Below are 19,572 nucleotides of genomic sequence, written 5' to 3' on the forward strand. Positions count from 1 at the left end.
TTGTTACTTCGGAAATTTGCATTGTAATACTTAAAAAAGATAAGACAATGACTCATCAATATATAATTTCAGGAATGTCGTGTGATGGTTGTCGTAAAAAAGTTGAAAAAACTTTAAATACGATTGAAGGAATTCAGGCCGAAGTGACTTTAAGCCCTCCGTTGGCGACTATAACAATGGAAAAACATATTCCGACTGAAAAATTTCAGGAAATCTTATCCGAAGCCGGAAATTATGCTATTGAGATGACTTCTTCTAAAAATACTGCAGAAATTGCCGTTAAATCCTGCTGTTCAAGCCAGAAGAAAGAGAATCCCGAAGAACATCATCATAAAAAAGAAGCAACTGTAAATCACAATACTGCTGGTGTTTTTTATTGTCCAATGCATTGCGAAGGCGATAAAACATATGACAAACCGGGAGATTGTCCTGTCTGCGGAATGGATTTAGTGCCACAAGCTGCCATAAATGCTACACAATTTACTTGTCCGATGCATCCGGAAATCATTTCGAATAAACCTGGTGATTGCCCCATTTGCGGCATGGATCTGATACCAATGCAAGCTTCAGAATCTGAAGAAAATAAAACCTACATTGATTTATTAAAGAAAATGAAGATTGCGGTATTATTTACGCTTCCGATTTTTATTATTTCGATGTCAGAAATGATTCCAAATAATCCTCTCTATAAAATCATGTCCATTCAAAGCTGGAATTGGGTACAATTCTTATTTTCAATTCCGGTACTTTTTTATGCAGGCTGGATGTTTTTTGTTCGTGCCTGGAAATCAATCGTCACATGGAATTTAAACATGTTTACCCTTATTGGGATTGGTACAAGTGTTGCCTTTTTATTTAGTATCGCCGGAATGTTCTTTCCTGATATTTTTCCATCCGAATTTAAATCTCATCACGGATCTATCCATCTTTACTTTGAAGCCGCAACGGTAATTCTAACTTTGGTTTTATTAGGACAACTATTAGAAGCTAAAGCTCACGGACAAACCAATGGAGCTATAAAAGAATTATTAAAACTTGCTCCTACTGAAGCTACTTTGGTCGAAAACGGAAATGACAAAGTGATTTCGATTCACAACATAAAAAAAGGTGATTTATTACGTGTAAAACCAGGAGAAAAAATCCCTGTTGACGGAAAAATTACTACCGGAGAGAGTAGTATTGACGAGGCAATGATTACCGGAGAACCCATTCCGGTTGATAAAAAAGCTGGTGATGCAGTAATTTCAGGAACTATAAACAGCATCAATTCATTTATAATGATTGCTGAAAAAGTGGGTTCAGAAACCTTGCTTTCGCAAATTATACAAATGGTAAATGATGCAAGCCGTTCGAGAGCCCCCATTCAAAAATTAGCTGATCGGGTAGCCAAATATTTTGTTCCAACTGTTGTCATCATCTCTATACTAACTTTTATTGTTTGGGCACAATTTGGTCCGGAACCCGCCTATGTTTATGGATTAATTAATGCCATTGCGGTTTTGATTATAGCTTGCCCTTGTGCTTTAGGATTAGCCACTCCAATGTCGGTAATGGTGGGCGTAGGCAAAGGAGCGCAATTCGGTATCCTGATAAAAAATGCCGAAGTGTTGGAAACTATGAACAAAATAGATGTTTTAATTACCGATAAAACCGGAACCATTACCGAAGGAAAACCATCTGTAGAAAAAATTTATGCTGTTAATAATGATGAAAATGTTTTATTACAAAAGATTGCTTCATTAAATCAACATAGCGAACATCCATTGGCCCAGTCTGTTGTCAATTTTGCTAAAGCTAAAAATCAAGTTTTAATTGAAGTTCCGGACTTTGAAGCCGTTGCCGGAAAAGGAGTTATTGGAACTGTAAATAACACAAAAGTTGCATTAGGAAATAAGAAATTAATGAACCTGGTTGGTGCTTCGACCTCAGAGGATATTGAAAATAGAATTATTGCAGAACAAAATCTAGGCAAAACCGTTTCTTATATCGCTGTAGATAATATCGTTTTAGGTTATGTAACTATTACAGATGCTATAAAAGAAAACAGTGCAAAAGCCATCAAAGATTTAATTGATCAGGGTGTTGAAGTGATTATGCTAACGGGAGATAATGGCAATACTGCAAAAGCTGTTGCCGAGCATTTGCATTTAAGTTCGTTTAAAGCAGATTGTCTTCCTGAAAATAAACTGAAAGAAATTCAACGCTTGCAAGCTGAAGGTAAAATTGTAGCCATGGCCGGTGACGGAATCAATGATGCCCCTGCATTGGCTCAGGCAAATATAGGAATTGCCATGGGAACGGGAACTGATGTCGCCATTGAAAGTGCCAAAATTACACTCGTAAAAGGAGACTTAAACGGAATTGTAAAAGCTAAAAAACTAAGTTATTCTGTAATGAAAAACATCAAACAAAATCTGTTTTTTGCTTTTATATACAATGTTTTAGGTGTTCCAATTGCCGCAGGAATATTATATCCTGCATTCGGGATTTTGCTTTCGCCGATGTTGGCTGCCCTGGCAATGAGTTTGAGTTCCGTTTCAGTAATTGTAAATGCTTTGCGATTACGAAATCTAAACCTTTAAAAATCATTATGAAACTACATACTATTCTTATTGTCTTTTTGATAGCCTTTACTGTAAATGCCCAAAAAGTAGTTCGTTACGATTTATACGTTCGGGACACCATTGTCAATTTTTCCGGAAAAGAAAAACGCGCCCTTACCGTTAACGGCCAAATTCCGATGCCAACATTAACTTTTACTGAAGGCGATATTGCAGAAATTTATGTGCACAATGAATTAAAAAAAGAAAATACCGCAATGCATTGGCATGGATTATTTTTGCCGAATAAAGAAGACGGTGTTCCGTATTTAACCCAGATGCCAATTAAACCGGGAACAACACACAAATATAGTTTTCCAATTATCCAGAACGGAACGTATTGGTACCACAGCCATTCGGGTTTACAGGAGCAAATAGGTTTGTACGGACTTTTCATTATCAATAAAAAGAAAGACGATTTAACTTTCAGAAAAGGAATTGATGACTTACCAACAGTTCCGGTTATTTTGAGTGAATGGACCGATTTGAAACCAGAGAATATCCAACGAATGCTGCATAATGCCAACGATTGGTTTTCGATAAAAAAAGGAACAACACAAAGTTATGCCGAGGCAATTAAAAAAGATCACTTTTCAACTAAAGTCACCAACGAATGGAAACGTATGAATGCCATGGATGTGAGTGATGTTTATTATGAGAAATTCTTAATTAACGGAAAAAATGAAAATCAGCTTTCGCAATTTAAAGCGGGTGATAAAGTCAGACTGCGAATTGCAAACGGAGGCGCTTCAAGTTATTTCTGGCTGACTTATGGTGGCGGAAAAATAACGGTTGTTGCCAGCGATGGAAATGATGTTGAACCTGTAGAAGTAAATCGCCTGATTATTGCCGTTTCTGAAACTTATGATGTTGTAGTTACAGTTCCCGAAGATAAAAAATCATTTGCTTTTTTGGCTACAGCTGAAGACAGAACAGGATCAGCTTCTTTATTTTTAGGCGGTGGCGTAAAACAGCCTGTTGCCCATCTATCGAAATTAAAATATTTTGAAGGAATGAAGATGATGAACGGCATGATGAAAATGAACGGTGAAATGAACGATATGGGTATGAATATGTCATTGAATAAAATGGACATGAATGCTGTAATGTATCCTGAAATTTCCGGAGAAGATGAATCTGTCAAAGTTGGAGATCATTCTAATCATAACATGGAAAACATGAAAATGTCAACCGATACTACAGAAGTTGCTGAAATCATAACCCTGAATTACGGAATGCTAAAATCGCCAACCAAAACAACGCTGCCAAAAGATGCCCCGGTAAAAGAATTACGCTTTGAATTATCCGGAAACATGAATCGATATGTTTGGAGTTTAGACAATAAAGTAATCTCTGAAACGGATAAAATTTTAATCAAAAAAGGAGAAAATGTTCGGATTATAATGTACAACGGATCGATGATGCGCCACCCGATGCATTTGCACGGACATGATTTTAGGGTTTTGAATGAACATGGTGATTATTCTCCCCTGAAAAATGTTATTGATATCATGCCAATGGAGACTGACACTATAGAATTTCAGGCGAATGCTGATGGTGACTGGTTTTTTCATTGCCACATTTTATATCACATGATGGCGGGAATGGGACGTATTTTTAGTTACGAAAATTCAGCTCCAAATCCGTTAATTCATGATCCTGAAATGGCCTACAAAATGCTCAAAATGGATGATCGAATGTTTCATTTTATGGCAGAAAACGATTTTGCTACAAACGGAAACGATGGAGAAGCTATGTTCAGCAACACACGCTGGAGCATTAGTACGGAATGGAGATTGGGTTATAACGACAAACATGGTTATGAAACTGAAACCCATATTGGGCGTTATATTGGAAAAATGCAGTGGTTTATGCCTTTTATAGGTTTTGACTGGCGATATCGAAAAATGGGAATGGACGAACAGGAAAAAAATCTTTTTGGTCAATCTAACACCAAAGACAATCGTTCTGTTTTTAGTGCTGGTCTCGAATACACTTTGCCTATGCTTGTAAAAGCACAAGTTGAAGTTTATACCGATGGTAATGTAAGACTCCAATTTGAAAGAAAAGATATTCCGCTTTCCAGACGGTTGCGAATGAACTTAATGTGGAATACCGATAAAGAATATATGGCGGGTTTAAAATATATAGCGGGTAGAAATTTCGGAATTACTACGCATTATGACAGCGACATGGGAGTTGGTTTTGGAGTTAACTTGAATTATTAAATTTATTTTTAACTCAAAGTTCAGAATCTCAAAAGTGAAATCTTATTATATTTGACTTATTATTCTTAATTCAATTTTTAACAAACAACAATTAAATTTTATAAAAATGAAAAAATTATTTACCATTTTAGCAATTGCCTTATTTACAATTGGTACGCAGGCTCAAGAAACCAAACCTGCCAAAAAAGAAAAGGATAAAAAAGAATCATGTTGTAAAAAAACGGATACAGCAAAAAAAGACAAAAAATCATGTTGCGTTAAAAAATAAGCAACACTTATTTCAATACAAAAGAGGCTGTCTTTTAAAAACCCAAAACACTTCTCTCTGAAAGCCTCTTTTTTTGTAATATCATTTTTAAGTCACGAATTTTTACAAATTTTCCAATATAAAGTAATTTGCGAAAATTCGTAAAATTCGTGGCAAAAAACCTTTATAGTTTTACTTCAAACGAATACTCCATTCAAAATCCATTTCAGAAACCTGAACTCCTTTTTCGTCAGTTCCTATAGATTTCATCCAGAAGGTTTGACCCTCGCCTGTTGCAATTGTTTGCTGAATAGCTTCGGCAATTAAATGTCCGTCGTTGCAAACAAACGTTATTCTTCCGGTTGCTTTTTTAGTGAAGTTTCCTTTATTGTTGGCTACCAACATCGAAATCTTTCTTCCGCTTTGCTCAATTTTTGCGATTACCAATGCCCCGGTAGTTAATTCTGCCGCCATTGCCTGAACAGCAAAATACATCGAATTGAACGGGTTTTGGTTAATCCAGCGGTGTTTTACAGTTACCGTACAACTGTTTTCATCAATTGCTTTAACGCGTACACCGCAAATAAAAGCCGATGGTAATTTGAATAATACAAATTTATTGAGTTTGGAAACTGAAATTGCCATAATTTACTTTTTTATGTAAAAATACAAAAAAACTATGCGCGCACAATAAATCCTGGCGATTTTCCGGAAAAACTCAGTGAAACAAGGCATTAGCATTATTTTTTGATTATTTTAAAGCTAAAACAAAATCTTAAACTTGTTAAAATTTTGTTAATATTTAGTACTATGTAAAACAAGATACTGTCTTTTAGATATATATTTGCATAAGAAATTACTATATACTTTTAATCATGGAAACAATAACACCACTCATCATGGAAAACACAACAGAAAAAAACACAGCAACGTTTACGCATTTAAGCACATTGAGTCAGTATATCATTCCGTTTGGGAATTATATCTTTCCTATTTTAATCTGGACGAGTCAAAAAGACAAATCAGAATTTGTAAATCACCACGGGAAACAGACCTTGAATTTTCAGCTAAGCCTATTGCTTTACACCTTGATCTTAGCTTTAATTGCAATTCCGATTTTTGTAGCTGTCCTTTTGAAAAACATACCAATAGAAGCTATTCTTTATAATGACAACTATGTAATCAGAAATTTCAACTTTGAAGGAAACATTGGCTTATTAAGTATTGGAGCAACTGCTGTCGTGCTTTTTGGGTTGTTAAAAGTAGTTGAATTCTTTTTAGTGATTTACGCTTCTATAAAAACGTCGAACGGAGAATTATACAAATATCCAATGACGATTCCTTTTATTAAGTAAATCTTATAAAATTAAAAGTTATAGATTTTCCAAGAGCCCCAGCCCTGACAGAAGCGGCATCCTTTTTCTGGCTTCTTTAGACAGAAAAAGATACAGCGAATGGCAGGAAACAGCTCCTGAAAACAATCAATCATCAATCATCATCATCAATCAAAAAACGAATTGTTCAATCAAAAAAAAACAAAATGAAATTATGAACATTGAAAACACAAAAGCACAGATGCGCAAAGGTGTTCTTGAGTTTTGCATCTTATCTGTATTAAAAGAAAAAGACGCTTATACATCTGAGATATTAGACACTTTGAAAAACGCAAAATTACTAGTTGTTGAGGGAACAGTTTATCCTCTTCTGACCAGGCTGAAAAACGACGGTTTGCTTAATTATCGCTGGGAAGAATCTACTTCAGGACCACCACGAAAATATTATGGATTAACCGAAATAGGACAAACATTTTTAAACGAATTAAACGGTACCTGGACTGAATTATCAGACGCCGTAAAACTAATCACCAATCAAAATCAATAAGTCATGAACAAAACAGTAAATATTAACTTAGGCGGTATGTTTTTTCACATCGATGAAGATGCATATTTAAAATTGACGCGCTATTTTGACGCTATAAAACGATCATTGAATAGCTCATCCGGACAAGATGAAATTATTAAAGATATCGAAATGCGTGTTTCAGAACTATTAAATGAAAAACAAAAAAGCGAAAAGCATGTTGTTGGACTGAAAGATGTTGATGAAGTAATTGTGGTAATGGGACAACCCGAAGATTATATCATTGAAGACGAAGAAAAATCAAATAAATCTTTTAGTGAATATGGTACCAGAAAACACAAAAAATTATACCGTGATAAAGAAAAAGGTATGATTGGTGGTGTTGCAACTGGATTAGGGCACTATTTTGGAATTGAGGCTGTATGGATCAAAATTGTATTTTTAATATTTGTTTTTGCAGGTTTTGGAACAGGTATTTTAGCGTATTTTGTTTTATGGGTAGTAACTCCTGAAGCGGTTACAACATCAGAAAAACTGGAAATGACCGGTGAACCGGTAACCATTTCGAATATTGAGAAAAAGGTTCGTGAGGAAATTGAGTCTTTATCAGATAAATTTAAAAATGCTGATTATGATGCAATGGGAAACCAGGTAAAGTCGGGAGCTGAGAAAATAAGTAGTTCAGTAGGAGACTTTATCATGACGGGGTTTAAAATTTTTGCTAAACTTTTAGGTGTTATTTTAATTATTGGAGGAATTACAGTTTTATTCTTTTTACTGATTGGCGTATTTACTTTAGGAACAAATATTTTTATTGATTTTCCCTGGCAAAACTTCGTTGAAGCCGGAAACTTTACAGAATATCCTATCTGGTCATTTGGTTTGTTAATGTTCTTAGCTGTTGGGATTCCGTTTTTCTTTATGACACTTTTAGGTTTTAAATTATTAGCTCCTAATATGAAATCAATAGGAAACATTGCTAAATATACTTTGTTGGCGATTTGGATTATAGCTATTACAATTGCCATTAGCATTGGAATTAAACAAGCAACTGAAGTATCATACGATAATAAAATGGTGGAGAAAAAAACAATCAGTATTCTGCCAACCGATACACTTTTTGTAAAGTTTAAATACAATGATTATTTTGCTAAAGATCTTAATCACCATAGAGAATTTGAATTTGTTCAGGATTCTGCCAACAATCAGGTAATCTACTCTACAAATGTACGTTTGCGCGTTTTACATACTGATGAAAATGCACCTTACATACAGATAGAAAAAAGTGCAAGAGGAAATTCATTTACTGCCGCGAAAAAAAGAGCAGAAAAAATAAATTATAACATTGAAATTCGAGGAAATCAATTAATTTTGGATAATTATTTTCTTACAGACATAAAAAACAAATTCAGAGGCCAGGAAGTTGAAGTATATTTGTACTTACCAGAAGGACAATTATTTAAACCAGACGCTTCTGTTGAGGATTATGACGACTCAGATGATAATTTTTTCAGCTTACACTTTAATGGTAATTACAATTATAAAGTAGAAGGTTCAAAAGTTAAATGTCTTAATTGTCCGGCAGAAGAAAATGAAGATGCGGAAGAAGAAAATAATATTGACAATGATACAGTAAAAGAAGTTTCGATTAAAATAAACGGAAAAGAAGTTCTTAACAGTAAAAAAAGTTCAGGACGCTTAACCACAGATAAAAACGGAGTCATAATCAAAATTAATTAATCATGATAAAAATAATCATTCACATTACAAAATTTATAATTGCCACTATCACTGCATTATTGTTTGCTTCCTGTAATTTTAACATGAACTCAATTGAAGGCAGTGGAAATGTTACTACTGAAAAAAGAATTGTTCAGGGAGATTTTAAAAATGTATCAGTAAGCAATGCTATTGATTTGGTTATTGAACAATCTGATTCTACTGAAGTTATTGTGGAAGCCGATGATAATTTACAAAAAGAAATTACAACAAAAGTTGAAAACGGGACCCTGATAATTAAATGCAAATACAGTTCGTTTAACGATGTTACCAAGAGAGTAACTGTAAAAATGCCCGTTATTGACAAACTCGAAGCATCCAGTGCTTCTACTGTAAAAAATAAAAATATTATTACAGGAGAGAAAATAGATTTACAGGCATCTAGTGCCGCCAGTATAAATATAAATACAGAGTCTGATGTAGTCATATGTAAAGCCAGCAGTGGAAGTACAATAAATATCGAAGGTAAAGCACTAAAATTAAAAACGGATGCTTCAAGCGGAAGTACTATTGATGCTAAAAATTTAAAAGCAAACGAAATTGATTCTGATGCATCAAGCGGGGCTTCTACAAACATTCATCCGATTATTAGTTTAAAAGCGGAAGCAAGCAGTGGAGCAAGCATCAATTATGAAGGGTCACCAAAAACTATAGAAAAAAAATCAAACTCAGGTGGCAGTATTAGTCAGGGATAAAAACTTTCACCCTGATTCTTAAAATATTAAAAAATCATTCATCAAAAGTGGATGATTTTTTTATATTTGTCTAAAATCAAATTTAGAATTAATGAAAAAGAATACTGCCTTACTCCTATTATTACTTTTTACTACATTTACATTTGCTCAAAAAAGAGAAAAGATAAAAGGAACAAAAATCGTTACCACATCACTGAAAGAAGTTGGTGATTTTGATGCAATTGAAGCTGAAGACAATCTGGAAATTTATCTGGAACGTGGAGAAAAAAATGAAATCAAAATTGAAGCTGATGATAACCTGCATGACATCGTTGGGATGGATTTGAGAGATAAAGTATTGCGTTTATACACTTCAAAGGAATCTACCATTTTTAAAAAATTAGCAGTTCATGTTACATACACCAAGTCCCTGACAAAAGTCACAGCCAAAAATGAAGCAAAAATTTACGCTATTCAGGAATTGTTATTGGATGATATCACTTTTAACAGTGTTGATTTTTCAAAATTATTTTTGAATGTCAATGCTAAGAAATTCAAATTAATTGCTGATGATAAATCAAAATCTGAGATAAACTTAAAAGCTGAAGATGCGAGTTTACAATTAAGTAAAAGTTCTTCCATAAAATCATTGGTGTCAGCAATTAAATTTAAATGTGATTTGTATCAAAAAGCAACAGCAGCCCTTGAAGGAATCGCTGAAAAGGCTACAATTCGTCTGGATAATAATTCCATTTTCACAGGAACAAAATTCACTTTAAAAGAAGCAAATGTTACTGCAGAAAGTTATGCTGCCGGAAGTGTTTTTGCAGAAATATCAATTTCACTGGCCATAGGTGACAAAGCAGAGATTTCACTTTTAGGAAAACCAAAAATAGAACTTACCCGTTTTAGTGAAGAAGCAAAACTATTTAAGAAAATTAAGTAGTTTCAGGTTTCAGGTTTCAGGTTTCAGGTTTCAGGTTTCAGGTTTCAGGTTTCAGGTTTCAATAAATAAAAAAATCCATTCTTAATACGAATGGATTTTTTTATTTATGAACTTCTAAGATTTATGCTCCAACAACTTGAAACTTCAAACAAAGAAAAACCTGAAACTAAATCTTTACTCTTTAGCCGCTAAATAACGTTCAGCATCCAAAGCAGCCATACAACCAGTACCCGCAGCAGTAATTGCCTGACGATACACATGATCTGCAGCATCACCGGCTACAAACACACCTTCTATATTTGTTTTTGAAGTTCCCGGAACATTTATTATGTATCCTGTTTCATCAAGTGCAATGTAATCTTTAAAAATATCAGTATTTGGTTTATGTCCAATAGCTACGAAAAATCCTGTTGCAGGAATCTCAATAACATCTGCAGTAGTTTTATTTAATGCTTTAATGGCATGCACTACATTTCCATCACCTAAAACTTCAACTGTATCATGGTTCATTAAAATCTCGATGTTCTCCGTTTTACGAACGCGCTCTTCCATGATTTTTGAAGCCCTGAATTTTTCACTTCTTACCAACATCGTTACTTTTTTACAAAGTTTAGACAAGTAATGTGCTTCTTCACAGGCAGAATCTCCTGCTCCTACAATTACAACTTCCTGATTACGGTAGAAAAATCCGTCACAAACAGCACAAGCCGAAACTCCTCCACCCATTTGCAAATAATGCTGTTCAGAAGGCAATCCCAAATATTTAGCTGAAGCACCTGTAGAAATAATAACCGTTTCACAGTGCAACTCGATTGTATCATTGATCCAGACTTTATGAATATCTCCTGAAAAATCTACTTTTGTAGCCCATCCATCACGAATATCTGCTCCAAAACGTTTTGATTGTTCTTGCAATTGAATCATCATTTCTGGACCAGTCACACCATCAACATAACCCGGAAAATTTTCAACTTCATTTGTCGTTGTCAACTGACCTCCCGGCTGCATTCCCTGGTATAAAACTGGATTCATATTTGCTCTGGCAGCATAAATAGCGGCAGTATAACCCGCCGGACCAGAACCAATAATTAGGCATTTAATTTTTTCGATAGTATCTGACATAGTATGATTGTATTAATAATTGACGGTGCAAAAATAAGTTTTTATTGTTGGAAAAAAGAACTCAACTAATCAGTTTTTGCTATTCCAAAATAGAGAATAACGAATATAGCAGAAATAAAAAAATCCTTTCTGTAAATACAAAAAGGATTTTTGTCGGGGTGGCAGGACGACCTGCCTATTCCTTAATTCGTTGATTTTATGGGTGTTCTCAAGTATTCTTCCAAAAAGGGTAGCCGAATAGGTCTCATTTATAATGACTTACCTTTGTAGCCGTTTGTTTCCTTGATCAATTTAATCGCAATCAGTCAATGTACTTTAATAAATGTAAATATATTAAAAATGTCAATATAATACAAGATATTAATAATCATCGTCTCGAATTACTAATGTCGTAAATTGGATAAACTGTTGTCTTTGACTATATTTTTTCTATATATATTGATAAGCAGTTATGGCACGCTGCGAAACATCAAATAGTGGACAAGTACACTGATCTTTCAGATTATAGGATTAAGTTTTATTTTAAAATAATCTTTGTCATCGTAAAGTCATATTTGTAGTTAACTATATTCTGATTTAATATCAATTCAATCACTTCATCTATAACTGTTAAAGGAACTTTAAACCATTCTCTAGGTATAAATCTATTTCCAGATTTATCATATAAATCAATATTCAAACATGCCTCAGCAAAAAAACGGTGCAACAGGTTTTCAAAAGCTTTTACATTTAAACTATAACAGTTGTAAGAGGCAATAATTTCTACATCTGCAAATAAATATGTAGCTTCATTTGAAGCATTTTTTATTCGCTCTTTTATTGGGTTTTTAGAAAATCCTATTTTATAAAGATGTTCTATTTTTTTGATTTCTGGGTTTCCTGATTTCGATTTTAAAATGTAAATCCAGCCACTTTGTATATCCTCTTCACCAACTGCACCAAAATTTTGCTGTAATTGATTGTCCATGTCTTTATCTCTGTTTGTAATAATTTTTCCGTTTTTTTGAATGGCTTTACCTAACGATCTAAATAACATGTTTGAAACAGTTCCGTTTTCAAATATTGTAACTGTTCGTCCTTCTATACGCATCCTATCGCCCGTTTTAATTTCCATTAAAGTCCTTTCAGCATTAGAAACTTCAAGATAAGCCAGTATTCCATCTACTAAATAGAAATTTCCCTCAATCAGATTATTTTCTGCATTAGAAAAATCAAGTAGTTTTCGTTTTCCAGCTTTTAAATCTTTGTGAACCTCTTGAAACATGATTTCATATTTCTTAAATTCTCGCTCAGACATAGACTTTCGTTGTGCAATATAATCAGCGTTAGCTCTACTAGGTCCTTTAGGAGTGTATTTAAATTCAAAAATAGAATTATCTCCAACTTCATCTAATAAACCAAGAGAATCATCATTTAAAATATCATCAATGGATTCAATTTGTAGTTCAACATCACCTAATAAATTAAATCGATCAAAAGCTTTTAAAATACTTTTCTTGCGCTCATTATTTTTAAATTCTTTCAGTCGTGAACATAAAGAATATTCGGACATCGAAGATGTAGATGGCTCTCTTTTATTCTTTTCAAAAAATAGATTAATTTCCTCAAAAGAATCAATCAAACGATCTTCGTCGGTTCGGACAAAGTTTTGTTTTCCTTTTGATTCTAATAAACCAAAATCATCATCATTAAAAATATCATCTAAACTTTTAGCCATTTTGAATTTTTCTACGTTTTGCTTCTTGCAAAATTAATAAAGCTTGAGCTAATCGTTGCTCTTTTGCATCATAAGAATTAATGTCCGGTGCTTTTCCTGTGTTTGTTTTCCATCGTTTAATCGCTTCCCAAGAAGCTATAGCTTCTTCTTCCGTCATTTCAATTTTGGTTATATTAATAGTGTCTTGAATTGATTTCAAGATAGAGGTTGTTACATTTTTAGATAAAATTTCAAACGCTTTCTGGAAAGGATTGACAGTATCTATTAAGTCTATATGAATGTCATCAATATTCACAAAGCTTCCAGCCATTCGTATAAATTTTTTAGTCCCATGTTCCTCCACTTCACTATTTTTAATTACAGAATCTACTACTACATACTGTCGTATTGCCTCGACGTCATCTTCAGCTAAATCAGGGTAAATTTCGCGAATTATTTTTGGAATAAGTACCCTGTTTATTATTTCAGGTTCCAAATTTCCTGGCAAAGCTTTTAGCATAGTGTCGTCTTGAAGAATACGTGCTTTCAAGTCATTTAAATCACTTTCAATTATGTCCTTTGCCCTTTGTGAAGTTGGTTTTTTAAAACCTCTTATTTTTATAGTATTTACATCTGAGTCCTCTTCTTCTCCATCATTATCAATATCCTCCATTGGTTTAAACTTAAAGTTCGGAGCTAATACTTGTTCCATCAATAAAGAGGCCGTTATCGCTTTGAGCATATTGTTTACTGCCAAACGGACATCATCATCTACAGCATCTGGTTGAGCTATTAAATTGGTAAATTGGGCATGTGACTTATTATTGCTATCGCGAGTTGCACGACCAATAATCTGAATAATTTCTGTTAGAGAACCTCTGTATCCAATTGTTAAAGCATGCTGGCAAAAAGGCCAGTCAAAACCTTCTTTTGCCATACCTAAGGCAATAATCATATCAATATCTTCGGGAGTTTTTACTCCACGTAAGTAAGCAACAATTTTATCCCTTTCCTTTTGATTGTCATTGACTAAATCTGCAATTTTCAAAATGCGTCCTGAACGTTTGCTTTTTACAAATAAAACACCTGTTTCTGTATCTTGATATTCTAATTCTCCAATACAGTCTATAACATGATTTACTTCTTCAAATTTATCCCCCGATGACTCAGCTGAATTGACACTAGGAATATGAATAATTGTTTTCAAATTTTCATTTAATATTTCTTCTAATGCTGACATATTACGTTCAGGTTGTATTTTATAGTAACGCCCCTGATAAAAATGATAACCGATTCCTAGTGACTTTAAATATTCGTAACCGTTTAGTTGATCGTAATAGTTATAAGTGACTTTAATGAATTTTTCTTCATCTTCCGGCAAGAGCACTGGGACACTATCTCCGCGGAAATAAGACCCTGTCATTGCTACTATGTGAGCAGAAGATTTCGCCATTATATTTCGCATCACATTTCCTAAAATATTATCTCCGTCCGCCGACACGTGATGAAATTCATCAATAGAAAGTAAACAATTATTGAAATCAGATTCTTGCAAACGTTCAAAAGCAAAACGCAAAGTAGCATGGGTGCAAATTAATATTTTTGAATCGGATTTTAAGAATTCTGCAAAAGCTTTTACTTTGGCCTTATCACTTCCAGGAGAACATAAATTATATTTTTGATGAAATTCCCAATCTGCATAAAAACCGTATTTTTTTAATTCTGTCGGAGCAAAGGAATTTCCGATGGATCGTTCTGGCACTGCCACAATAGCTTTTTTTAATCCTTGATTAATTAGTTTGTCCAATGCAAGAAACATTAAAGCTCGTGATTTTCCCGATGCAGGCGGCGCTTTTAATAATAGATATTTTGCTGTTCGTGAATCATAGGCTTTTGCTTGCATTTCACGCATCCCCAATTCATTAGTAGATTTACTTTTACCAGTTTGACCATAGGTAACATTAACCAAATTGATCGGGTTTATATAATTGTTGGCTTTATTATCTTCCATTTCTGTGTCTATAATTTTGCCCAAAAAAAGGCTAATTGTTTTTCTGTTTTTGTATTAAAGTCTAATCGAAATTATTCAATCTTGCCTAAATTCGTCAATTTTATTTTTTATCACATAAAATGATGAGCGTCATTTTAATTCAGTAAATTAACTTGATTGATTAACGAATAAAAATACTATTGTACTCTAGTAGTTATAATTATTTCTTCTTACTTAGAGCTTTTTTGGGCATTTTTTCTTTCGCAAACAAACTTGCTTTTTGATTCATTTCATCATAGAGTTTAAACAAATATTCTAATCGCTCAGCATCGGTATTGAAAGGAGCCAGTCGATAAATTTGCTCTATACACAAATCTAAATCTTTATGAGCTTGCTTTAAACCGCTAGGCATAGTGCCAGGATTATACAGCCAAGCCATAGTTTTTTCTGGATATTTTGCTCTCTCATCCAAAATACCAAAAACACATAGATTAATACGTTCTTTTTGAGTTTCATTGATAGTAGGGAATGGAAATGTATTATAACATAACTTAGCAGAATAACGATAATCAGTTTTTATTTTTCCTCCTACAGCATCAACCCAAATCATATGCATTTTGGAATGTAGTACTCCAAACAACCAAGGTTGGGCGTCATAAATTGCTAAAGCAGAATCTGCAATTATTGTAGCCGAATTTAAAAAACCTAATGGAATGTAGTCCCTTTTTTCAGACGAGTGACGGGGAATTATTATAGCATTGTCAAAAGCTATATTACGATCTCTAAATTGATGAGCTCGCAAAGCTAATTTGTTTGTCCCTTTGTCTTTGCTAGCTAATCTATGTTTTCGACTTTCTTCGATTCTATTTTTAATGAAGTTGTTTTCTAAGACTTCTTCCAATTCATCATCTTCAATCCAAAAACAATATCTATTAATTCCATTTATAAACTCAGTTGAACCTACCAACTTTCTAATAAATTTCTCAGTATTTGGGTCATTTGATGTTAAATTACTTTTCTCTTCTTCGTCTAATATTAATGCGCCACCATCATTTGGCATATTTCCGAAGTTCATTCGCATAAATCCTGCAATAGATTTCATACGTTCTGATATAATTACATTTGGAGCATCTAATAAATATGCATTAATATTTTTAGCTTCCTTTGCAACAGTTTCCGTAAAAATAAATTTATTTCTTGTAGAAATATTTCTTAATCCTAAAATTATAACTGTTACTCCTGCATTTCCTTTGGCGTTATTCGTCCATTTAAACGATAAATGTGCAAACGAAATTTCAATTGAATGCCTTAATACTTTATCCCATAACAGAGCAATTTGTTGACCTTGACAAATTGAATTGGTAGATACAAATGCCAGCTGTGCGTTAATACTTTCAATATATTTAGAGCCTTTGTAAAACCAAATAGAGATATAATCTAAATCTCTATATTTTTTGAAAGAACTAAACACTAAATCCATATCCGTTTTTTGTTCTTCGTCTTGAATTCTTGCTCCCAAATAAGGTGGATTTCCTATGATATATATTTCATCTCCTTCTTTTTTGGGGCAAACGCTTTCCCAATCTATTCTCGCGGCATTGCCAGCCTTTATATTTCCGGCTTCTTTCAGAGGCAATAATGGTTTGGATTGACCGTAGTCCAATAGCTCCTGCTCAAAAACTTGGTTTATTTGATGCTCTGCTAGCCAAAGCGAGAGTATCGCCATTTCGTGCGCAAAATCTTTTATTTCGATGCCATAAAATTGGTCTAACGAAATTTCGGTAAAATAGATTTTGCTTTGACCTCCTGTAATATTCATTTTAGATTGCGAATTCGGAATAATCGTTTGTGGAGTGTGTTCCTTAAATCCAATTTTTGATTGTACGCTCGGTATAATGACACTAGTTCCTGAATTCAAATCAATTAATTGTTTAATGATTTGAATTTCTAAATTACGCAATTCCTTATAGGTAATAATTAAGAAATTTCCGCTCCCACAAGCCGGGTCAAAGAATTTAATTTTAGAAAGTCTAACTAAAAGTTTATCTAATGCTTTCGCATTGTTTTTACTTTTTTCGAATTCTTCGTACAGTTCATCTAAAAATAATGGTTTAATTAATTTCAGAATGTTGACTACCGACGTATAGTGCATTCCTAAATTATTCCTTTCCTCTGGATCGGCCACTGCCTGAATCATCGACCCAAAAATATCGGGATTAATTTCAGACCAATCTAGTTCACCTGAATCAATTAAAATTTGTCGGGCTTTTTTAGAAAACTTTGGGCATTCAATATCATCGCGAAACAAGCCTCCGTTCACATAAGGGAAATCATTTAAATATGTGGGAAAGTTACCTTTTCCAGGCTCGGTGTTGAGTTTCTTAAACAGCAAAGATAGGAACTCTTTAACATCTGAACCATCCACTTGAGTATTGTTGACCAAGCTTTCAGTAAAAATACTTTTGACAGCAAAAATACCCGTATCTTCAGCAAAAAAACAAAAGAGCAATCTTGATAAAAAAATATTCAGCTGATGGCTCCCTTGTACTATCCAATCAGGATTATCAGCAACTAGTATATCATAAAGTTCGCCAAGTTTATAAGCAGCTTCACGATCCAATTTATTATCATTGCTAACTCGATAAATTTCTGCACCTGATAAGGGCAAAAAGAAATCTGTCTGGTCCGCAAGATTATCAATCGTAAAATCTTTATTCGTTTTAAGTTTGGTGTCAATTGCAAAAAAACTATTATAGTTGGTTACAACTATAAAACGTGGCTTTTGTCTGAGGATTTTCTCATCTTTAGACAACTCATCTATAGTATCTAAAAGATTACCTTCAATTAATACTTTAAAAAAGATTTTTCCTTTATAAAAAAGCTCGCCTTCTATTTTAGAAAGATTGTAGTCGCCTTTTTTTAAACGAGTAATAGTTGTCTTAGATAAGCCAAAAGAAGAAAGAAAATCATAAATAAAATTATCTTTATCGATATTGGTGGATATGCTCTGTAAAAGTTCTTTAATTTCAGATTTTTTCATCTTTCTGTACGAAGTATTTTTCAGTAAATATATAAAAGCTATTGGGATTATTAGTCAAATGGAGGGGCTAAATCTATTGGTAATAACCCGCTTCTTATAATAGTTAAAATATTGAACTTTTTCAGCAATATGGTGCGTCGTATTAATTTATAGCGTAAACTTATTTAGTAGATACTCCTTTTACCATGAAAGGAAAAGCATAAGTTTTTTTAGCCGACTACTGTTATTGTACCATATTTGAGATCAAAAAAAATACAATTCAATTAAAATTGAATTGTATTTTTTTTATTTGAGAACAGGTCGAACAAATTAATTGATGGTAATACTTTCCTTATCGGCTTCGGTGGCGAGGTCAATAACATTATGGATTATGAAGGCCTCAACCAACGAAAGTGCGTAGTCCCGATCAATGGGTAACATATCTGCCTTTATAACTTCTTCAATATATTGTTCAGGATTCCATAATTTACGTACTAACTCAGGATGTGCATGTTCAATACTTTGCAGTGTATCCTCGAATTTCCTGTCTGCTACTTCAATGAATTCCTTGTGATCTTTTTCACCCAATGGCAGGGTAGTAATTTTAATTGTAGATTTCTTTTCCATGGGTTTAATTTTTTGATTTTCAATTGATGCTTTATCTCTTTTAGCCAAACGGTAGTCGTAACCACTTTGATGGCCATCTACATCTGCAAAAACCGCTTTAAAAATGTCCAGTTTAAACTCGTCATCAAATAAGAAACCTTTCTCATCTTGCTCGCCCGAGATATAAATATCCCATTCCTCGATACTGATTTTATGCATGTTATCGAACAATAATTTTGATAATTCCAGTGCCTCTGGATTTGCTTTCAGAAGCACAGTCCATTTTTCAAATCCTCCCAGCCTGGCAATGATATGCTGTGCATTCATCAGTGTGAAATGGTTTTCATGGATCTCAAAGTCTGTGACCAGCGCATCAACATCGAAAAATTTTGGCGAATACTCAAAGAGATTGTCGCCTAACGAAGAATCGAAATAAGGTTTTTGTGTTTTAAAATCTTTGTGCAGATTTTTTGCTTGGAGTTTGAAGTACTCAATAGTTTTCATAATACATTCCTTTAGTACCAACTTAATTATCCTGGATATTTGCGTTCGTAATCTTTATTTGGATAATAAGCAGGTAGGTTAGCATTATTAAACTATTGGCTGATGAAATCTTTGCACGAACGAGCAAGCTTGCCAATAAGCATATGCAATTTTAGGAATTAAATTTTAATCCACCAAATTTATTATACAGATTTAGCGTACGAATGATTATTTATATCTTTGTATTTCAGCATTATACTAGATATAGGTGAATATTTGTAATAGGAATTAAAGTGCCAATCTGCTTCCTAAAATAATCATT

General features: G+C 33.5%; 14 protein-coding genes. 8 read left to right on the plus strand and 6 right to left on the minus strand.

Annotation, left to right across the window (positions count from 1 at the left end; translation table 11 throughout):
- Window positions 1-47 precede the first annotated feature (47 nt).
- The 3 genes from J2W48_RS03365 to J2W48_RS03375 all read left to right on the plus strand — a co-directional run bounded on the left by J2W48_RS03365 (window position 48) and on the right by J2W48_RS03375 (window position 5,096).
- Window positions 48-2,582, plus strand: a complete 2,535-nt coding sequence (locus J2W48_RS03365) for a heavy metal translocating P-type ATPase (protein ID WP_310278080.1) — start codon at window positions 48-50, stop codon at window positions 2,580-2,582.
- Between the two features lie 8 nt (window positions 2,583-2,590).
- A complete protein-coding gene (locus J2W48_RS03370; RefSeq protein WP_310278083.1) occupies window positions 2,591-4,828 on the plus strand; it encodes a multicopper oxidase family protein in 2,238 nt (745 codons plus the stop codon).
- A 106-nt stretch (window positions 4,829-4,934) separates the two neighbouring features.
- Entirely contained in the window at window positions 4,935-5,096 is a 162-nt protein-coding gene (locus J2W48_RS03375) for a hypothetical protein (protein WP_310278086.1), read from the plus strand.
- A 171-nt stretch (window positions 5,097-5,267) separates the two neighbouring features.
- Here J2W48_RS03375 and J2W48_RS03380 read toward each other — a convergent pair whose 3' ends face one another.
- The gene (locus J2W48_RS03380) at window positions 5,268-5,720 is read right to left on the minus strand and encodes a DUF4442 domain-containing protein (RefSeq protein WP_310278089.1); all 453 of its coding nucleotides are present in this window, start codon (window positions 5,718-5,720) and stop codon (window positions 5,268-5,270) included.
- A 230-nt stretch (window positions 5,721-5,950) separates the two neighbouring features.
- On the opposite strand from J2W48_RS03380, the gene J2W48_RS03385 reads away from it, so the two are divergent.
- From J2W48_RS03385 to J2W48_RS03405, 5 genes are all read left to right on the plus strand, one after another.
- Window positions 5,951-6,430, plus strand: a complete 480-nt coding sequence (locus J2W48_RS03385) for a DUF4870 domain-containing protein (protein ID WP_310278093.1) — start codon at window positions 5,951-5,953, stop codon at window positions 6,428-6,430.
- A 193-nt stretch (window positions 6,431-6,623) separates the two neighbouring features.
- Complete coding sequence (locus J2W48_RS03390; protein ID WP_007804050.1) at window positions 6,624-6,956, plus strand: PadR family transcriptional regulator; 333 nt, start codon at window positions 6,624-6,626, stop codon at window positions 6,954-6,956.
- A gap of 3 nt (window positions 6,957-6,959) precedes the next feature.
- Window positions 6,960-8,675 (plus strand): PspC domain-containing protein, encoded by a 1,716-nt coding sequence (locus J2W48_RS03395; protein ID WP_310278097.1) that lies wholly within the window; start codon window positions 6,960-6,962, stop codon window positions 8,673-8,675.
- 2 nt (window positions 8,676-8,677) lie between these two features.
- On the plus strand, window positions 8,678-9,409 hold the full coding sequence (locus J2W48_RS03400) for a head GIN domain-containing protein (protein ID WP_310278100.1): 732 nt from the start codon (window positions 8,678-8,680) through the stop codon (window positions 9,407-9,409).
- A gap of 91 nt (window positions 9,410-9,500) precedes the next feature.
- Window positions 9,501-10,334, plus strand: coding sequence for a GIN domain-containing protein (locus J2W48_RS03405; RefSeq protein ID WP_310278103.1), 834 nt, complete (start codon window positions 9,501-9,503; stop codon window positions 10,332-10,334).
- Between the two features lie 174 nt (window positions 10,335-10,508).
- On the opposite strand, the gene trxB is transcribed toward J2W48_RS03405, so the two are convergent.
- From trxB to J2W48_RS03430, 5 genes are all read right to left on the minus strand, one after another.
- Window positions 10,509-11,456 (minus strand): thioredoxin-disulfide reductase, encoded by a 948-nt coding sequence (gene trxB / locus J2W48_RS03410; RefSeq protein WP_310278106.1) that lies wholly within the window; start codon window positions 11,454-11,456, stop codon window positions 10,509-10,511.
- A 517-nt stretch (window positions 11,457-11,973) separates the two neighbouring features.
- On the minus strand, window positions 11,974-13,173 hold the full coding sequence (locus J2W48_RS03415) for a GIY-YIG nuclease family protein (protein ID WP_310278109.1): 1,200 nt from the start codon (window positions 13,171-13,173) through the stop codon (window positions 11,974-11,976).
- A complete protein-coding gene (locus tag J2W48_RS03420; protein ID WP_310278112.1) occupies window positions 13,166-15,163 on the minus strand; it encodes a DEAD/DEAH box helicase in 1,998 nt (665 codons plus the stop codon). The genes J2W48_RS03415 and J2W48_RS03420 overlap by 8 nt, the downstream gene beginning before the upstream one ends.
- A 199-nt stretch (window positions 15,164-15,362) precedes the next feature.
- The gene (locus tag J2W48_RS03425) at window positions 15,363-18,182 is read right to left on the minus strand and encodes a class I SAM-dependent DNA methyltransferase (protein WP_310278117.1); all 2,820 of its coding nucleotides are present in this window, start codon (window positions 18,180-18,182) and stop codon (window positions 15,363-15,365) included.
- Between the two features lie 309 nt (window positions 18,183-18,491).
- A complete protein-coding gene (locus J2W48_RS03430) occupies window positions 18,492-19,094 on the minus strand; it encodes a hypothetical protein (RefSeq protein WP_310278120.1) in 603 nt (200 codons plus the stop codon).
- Between the last annotated feature and the right edge of the window lie 478 nt (window positions 19,095-19,572).

The organism is Flavobacterium piscis (assembly GCF_031457575.1).
Lineage (GTDB): Bacteria > Bacteroidota > Bacteroidia > Flavobacteriales > Flavobacteriaceae > Flavobacterium > Flavobacterium piscis_A.

Coding starts and splice junctions, on each gene's coding strand:
- J2W48_RS03365 (WP_310278080.1), top strand. CDS start 48: ATGACTCATCAATATATAATTTCAGGAATGTCGTGTGATGGTTGTCGT.
- J2W48_RS03370 (WP_310278083.1), top strand. CDS start 2,591: ATGAAACTACATACTATTCTTATTGTCTTTTTGATAGCCTTTACTGTA.
- J2W48_RS03375 (WP_310278086.1), top strand. CDS start 4,935: ATGAAAAAATTATTTACCATTTTAGCAATTGCCTTATTTACAATTGGT.
- J2W48_RS03380 (WP_310278089.1), bottom strand. CDS start 5,720: ATGGCAATTTCAGTTTCCAAACTCAATAAATTTGTATTATTCAAATTA.
- J2W48_RS03385 (WP_310278093.1), top strand. CDS start 5,951: ATGGAAACAATAACACCACTCATCATGGAAAACACAACAGAAAAAAAC.
- J2W48_RS03390 (WP_007804050.1), top strand. CDS start 6,624: ATGAACATTGAAAACACAAAAGCACAGATGCGCAAAGGTGTTCTTGAG.
- J2W48_RS03395 (WP_310278097.1), top strand. CDS start 6,960: ATGAACAAAACAGTAAATATTAACTTAGGCGGTATGTTTTTTCACATC.
- J2W48_RS03400 (WP_310278100.1), top strand. CDS start 8,678: ATGATAAAAATAATCATTCACATTACAAAATTTATAATTGCCACTATC.
- J2W48_RS03405 (WP_310278103.1), top strand. CDS start 9,501: ATGAAAAAGAATACTGCCTTACTCCTATTATTACTTTTTACTACATTT.
- trxB (WP_310278106.1), bottom strand. CDS start 11,456: ATGTCAGATACTATCGAAAAAATTAAATGCCTAATTATTGGTTCTGGT.
- J2W48_RS03415 (WP_310278109.1), bottom strand. CDS start 13,173: ATGGCTAAAAGTTTAGATGATATTTTTAATGATGATGATTTTGGTTTA.
- J2W48_RS03420 (WP_310278112.1), bottom strand. CDS start 15,163: ATGGAAGATAATAAAGCCAACAATTATATAAACCCGATCAATTTGGTT.
- J2W48_RS03425 (WP_310278117.1), bottom strand. CDS start 18,182: ATGAAAAAATCTGAAATTAAAGAACTTTTACAGAGCATATCCACCAAT.
- J2W48_RS03430 (WP_310278120.1), bottom strand. CDS start 19,094: ATGAATGCACAGCATATCATTGCCAGGCTGGGAGGATTTGAAAAATGG.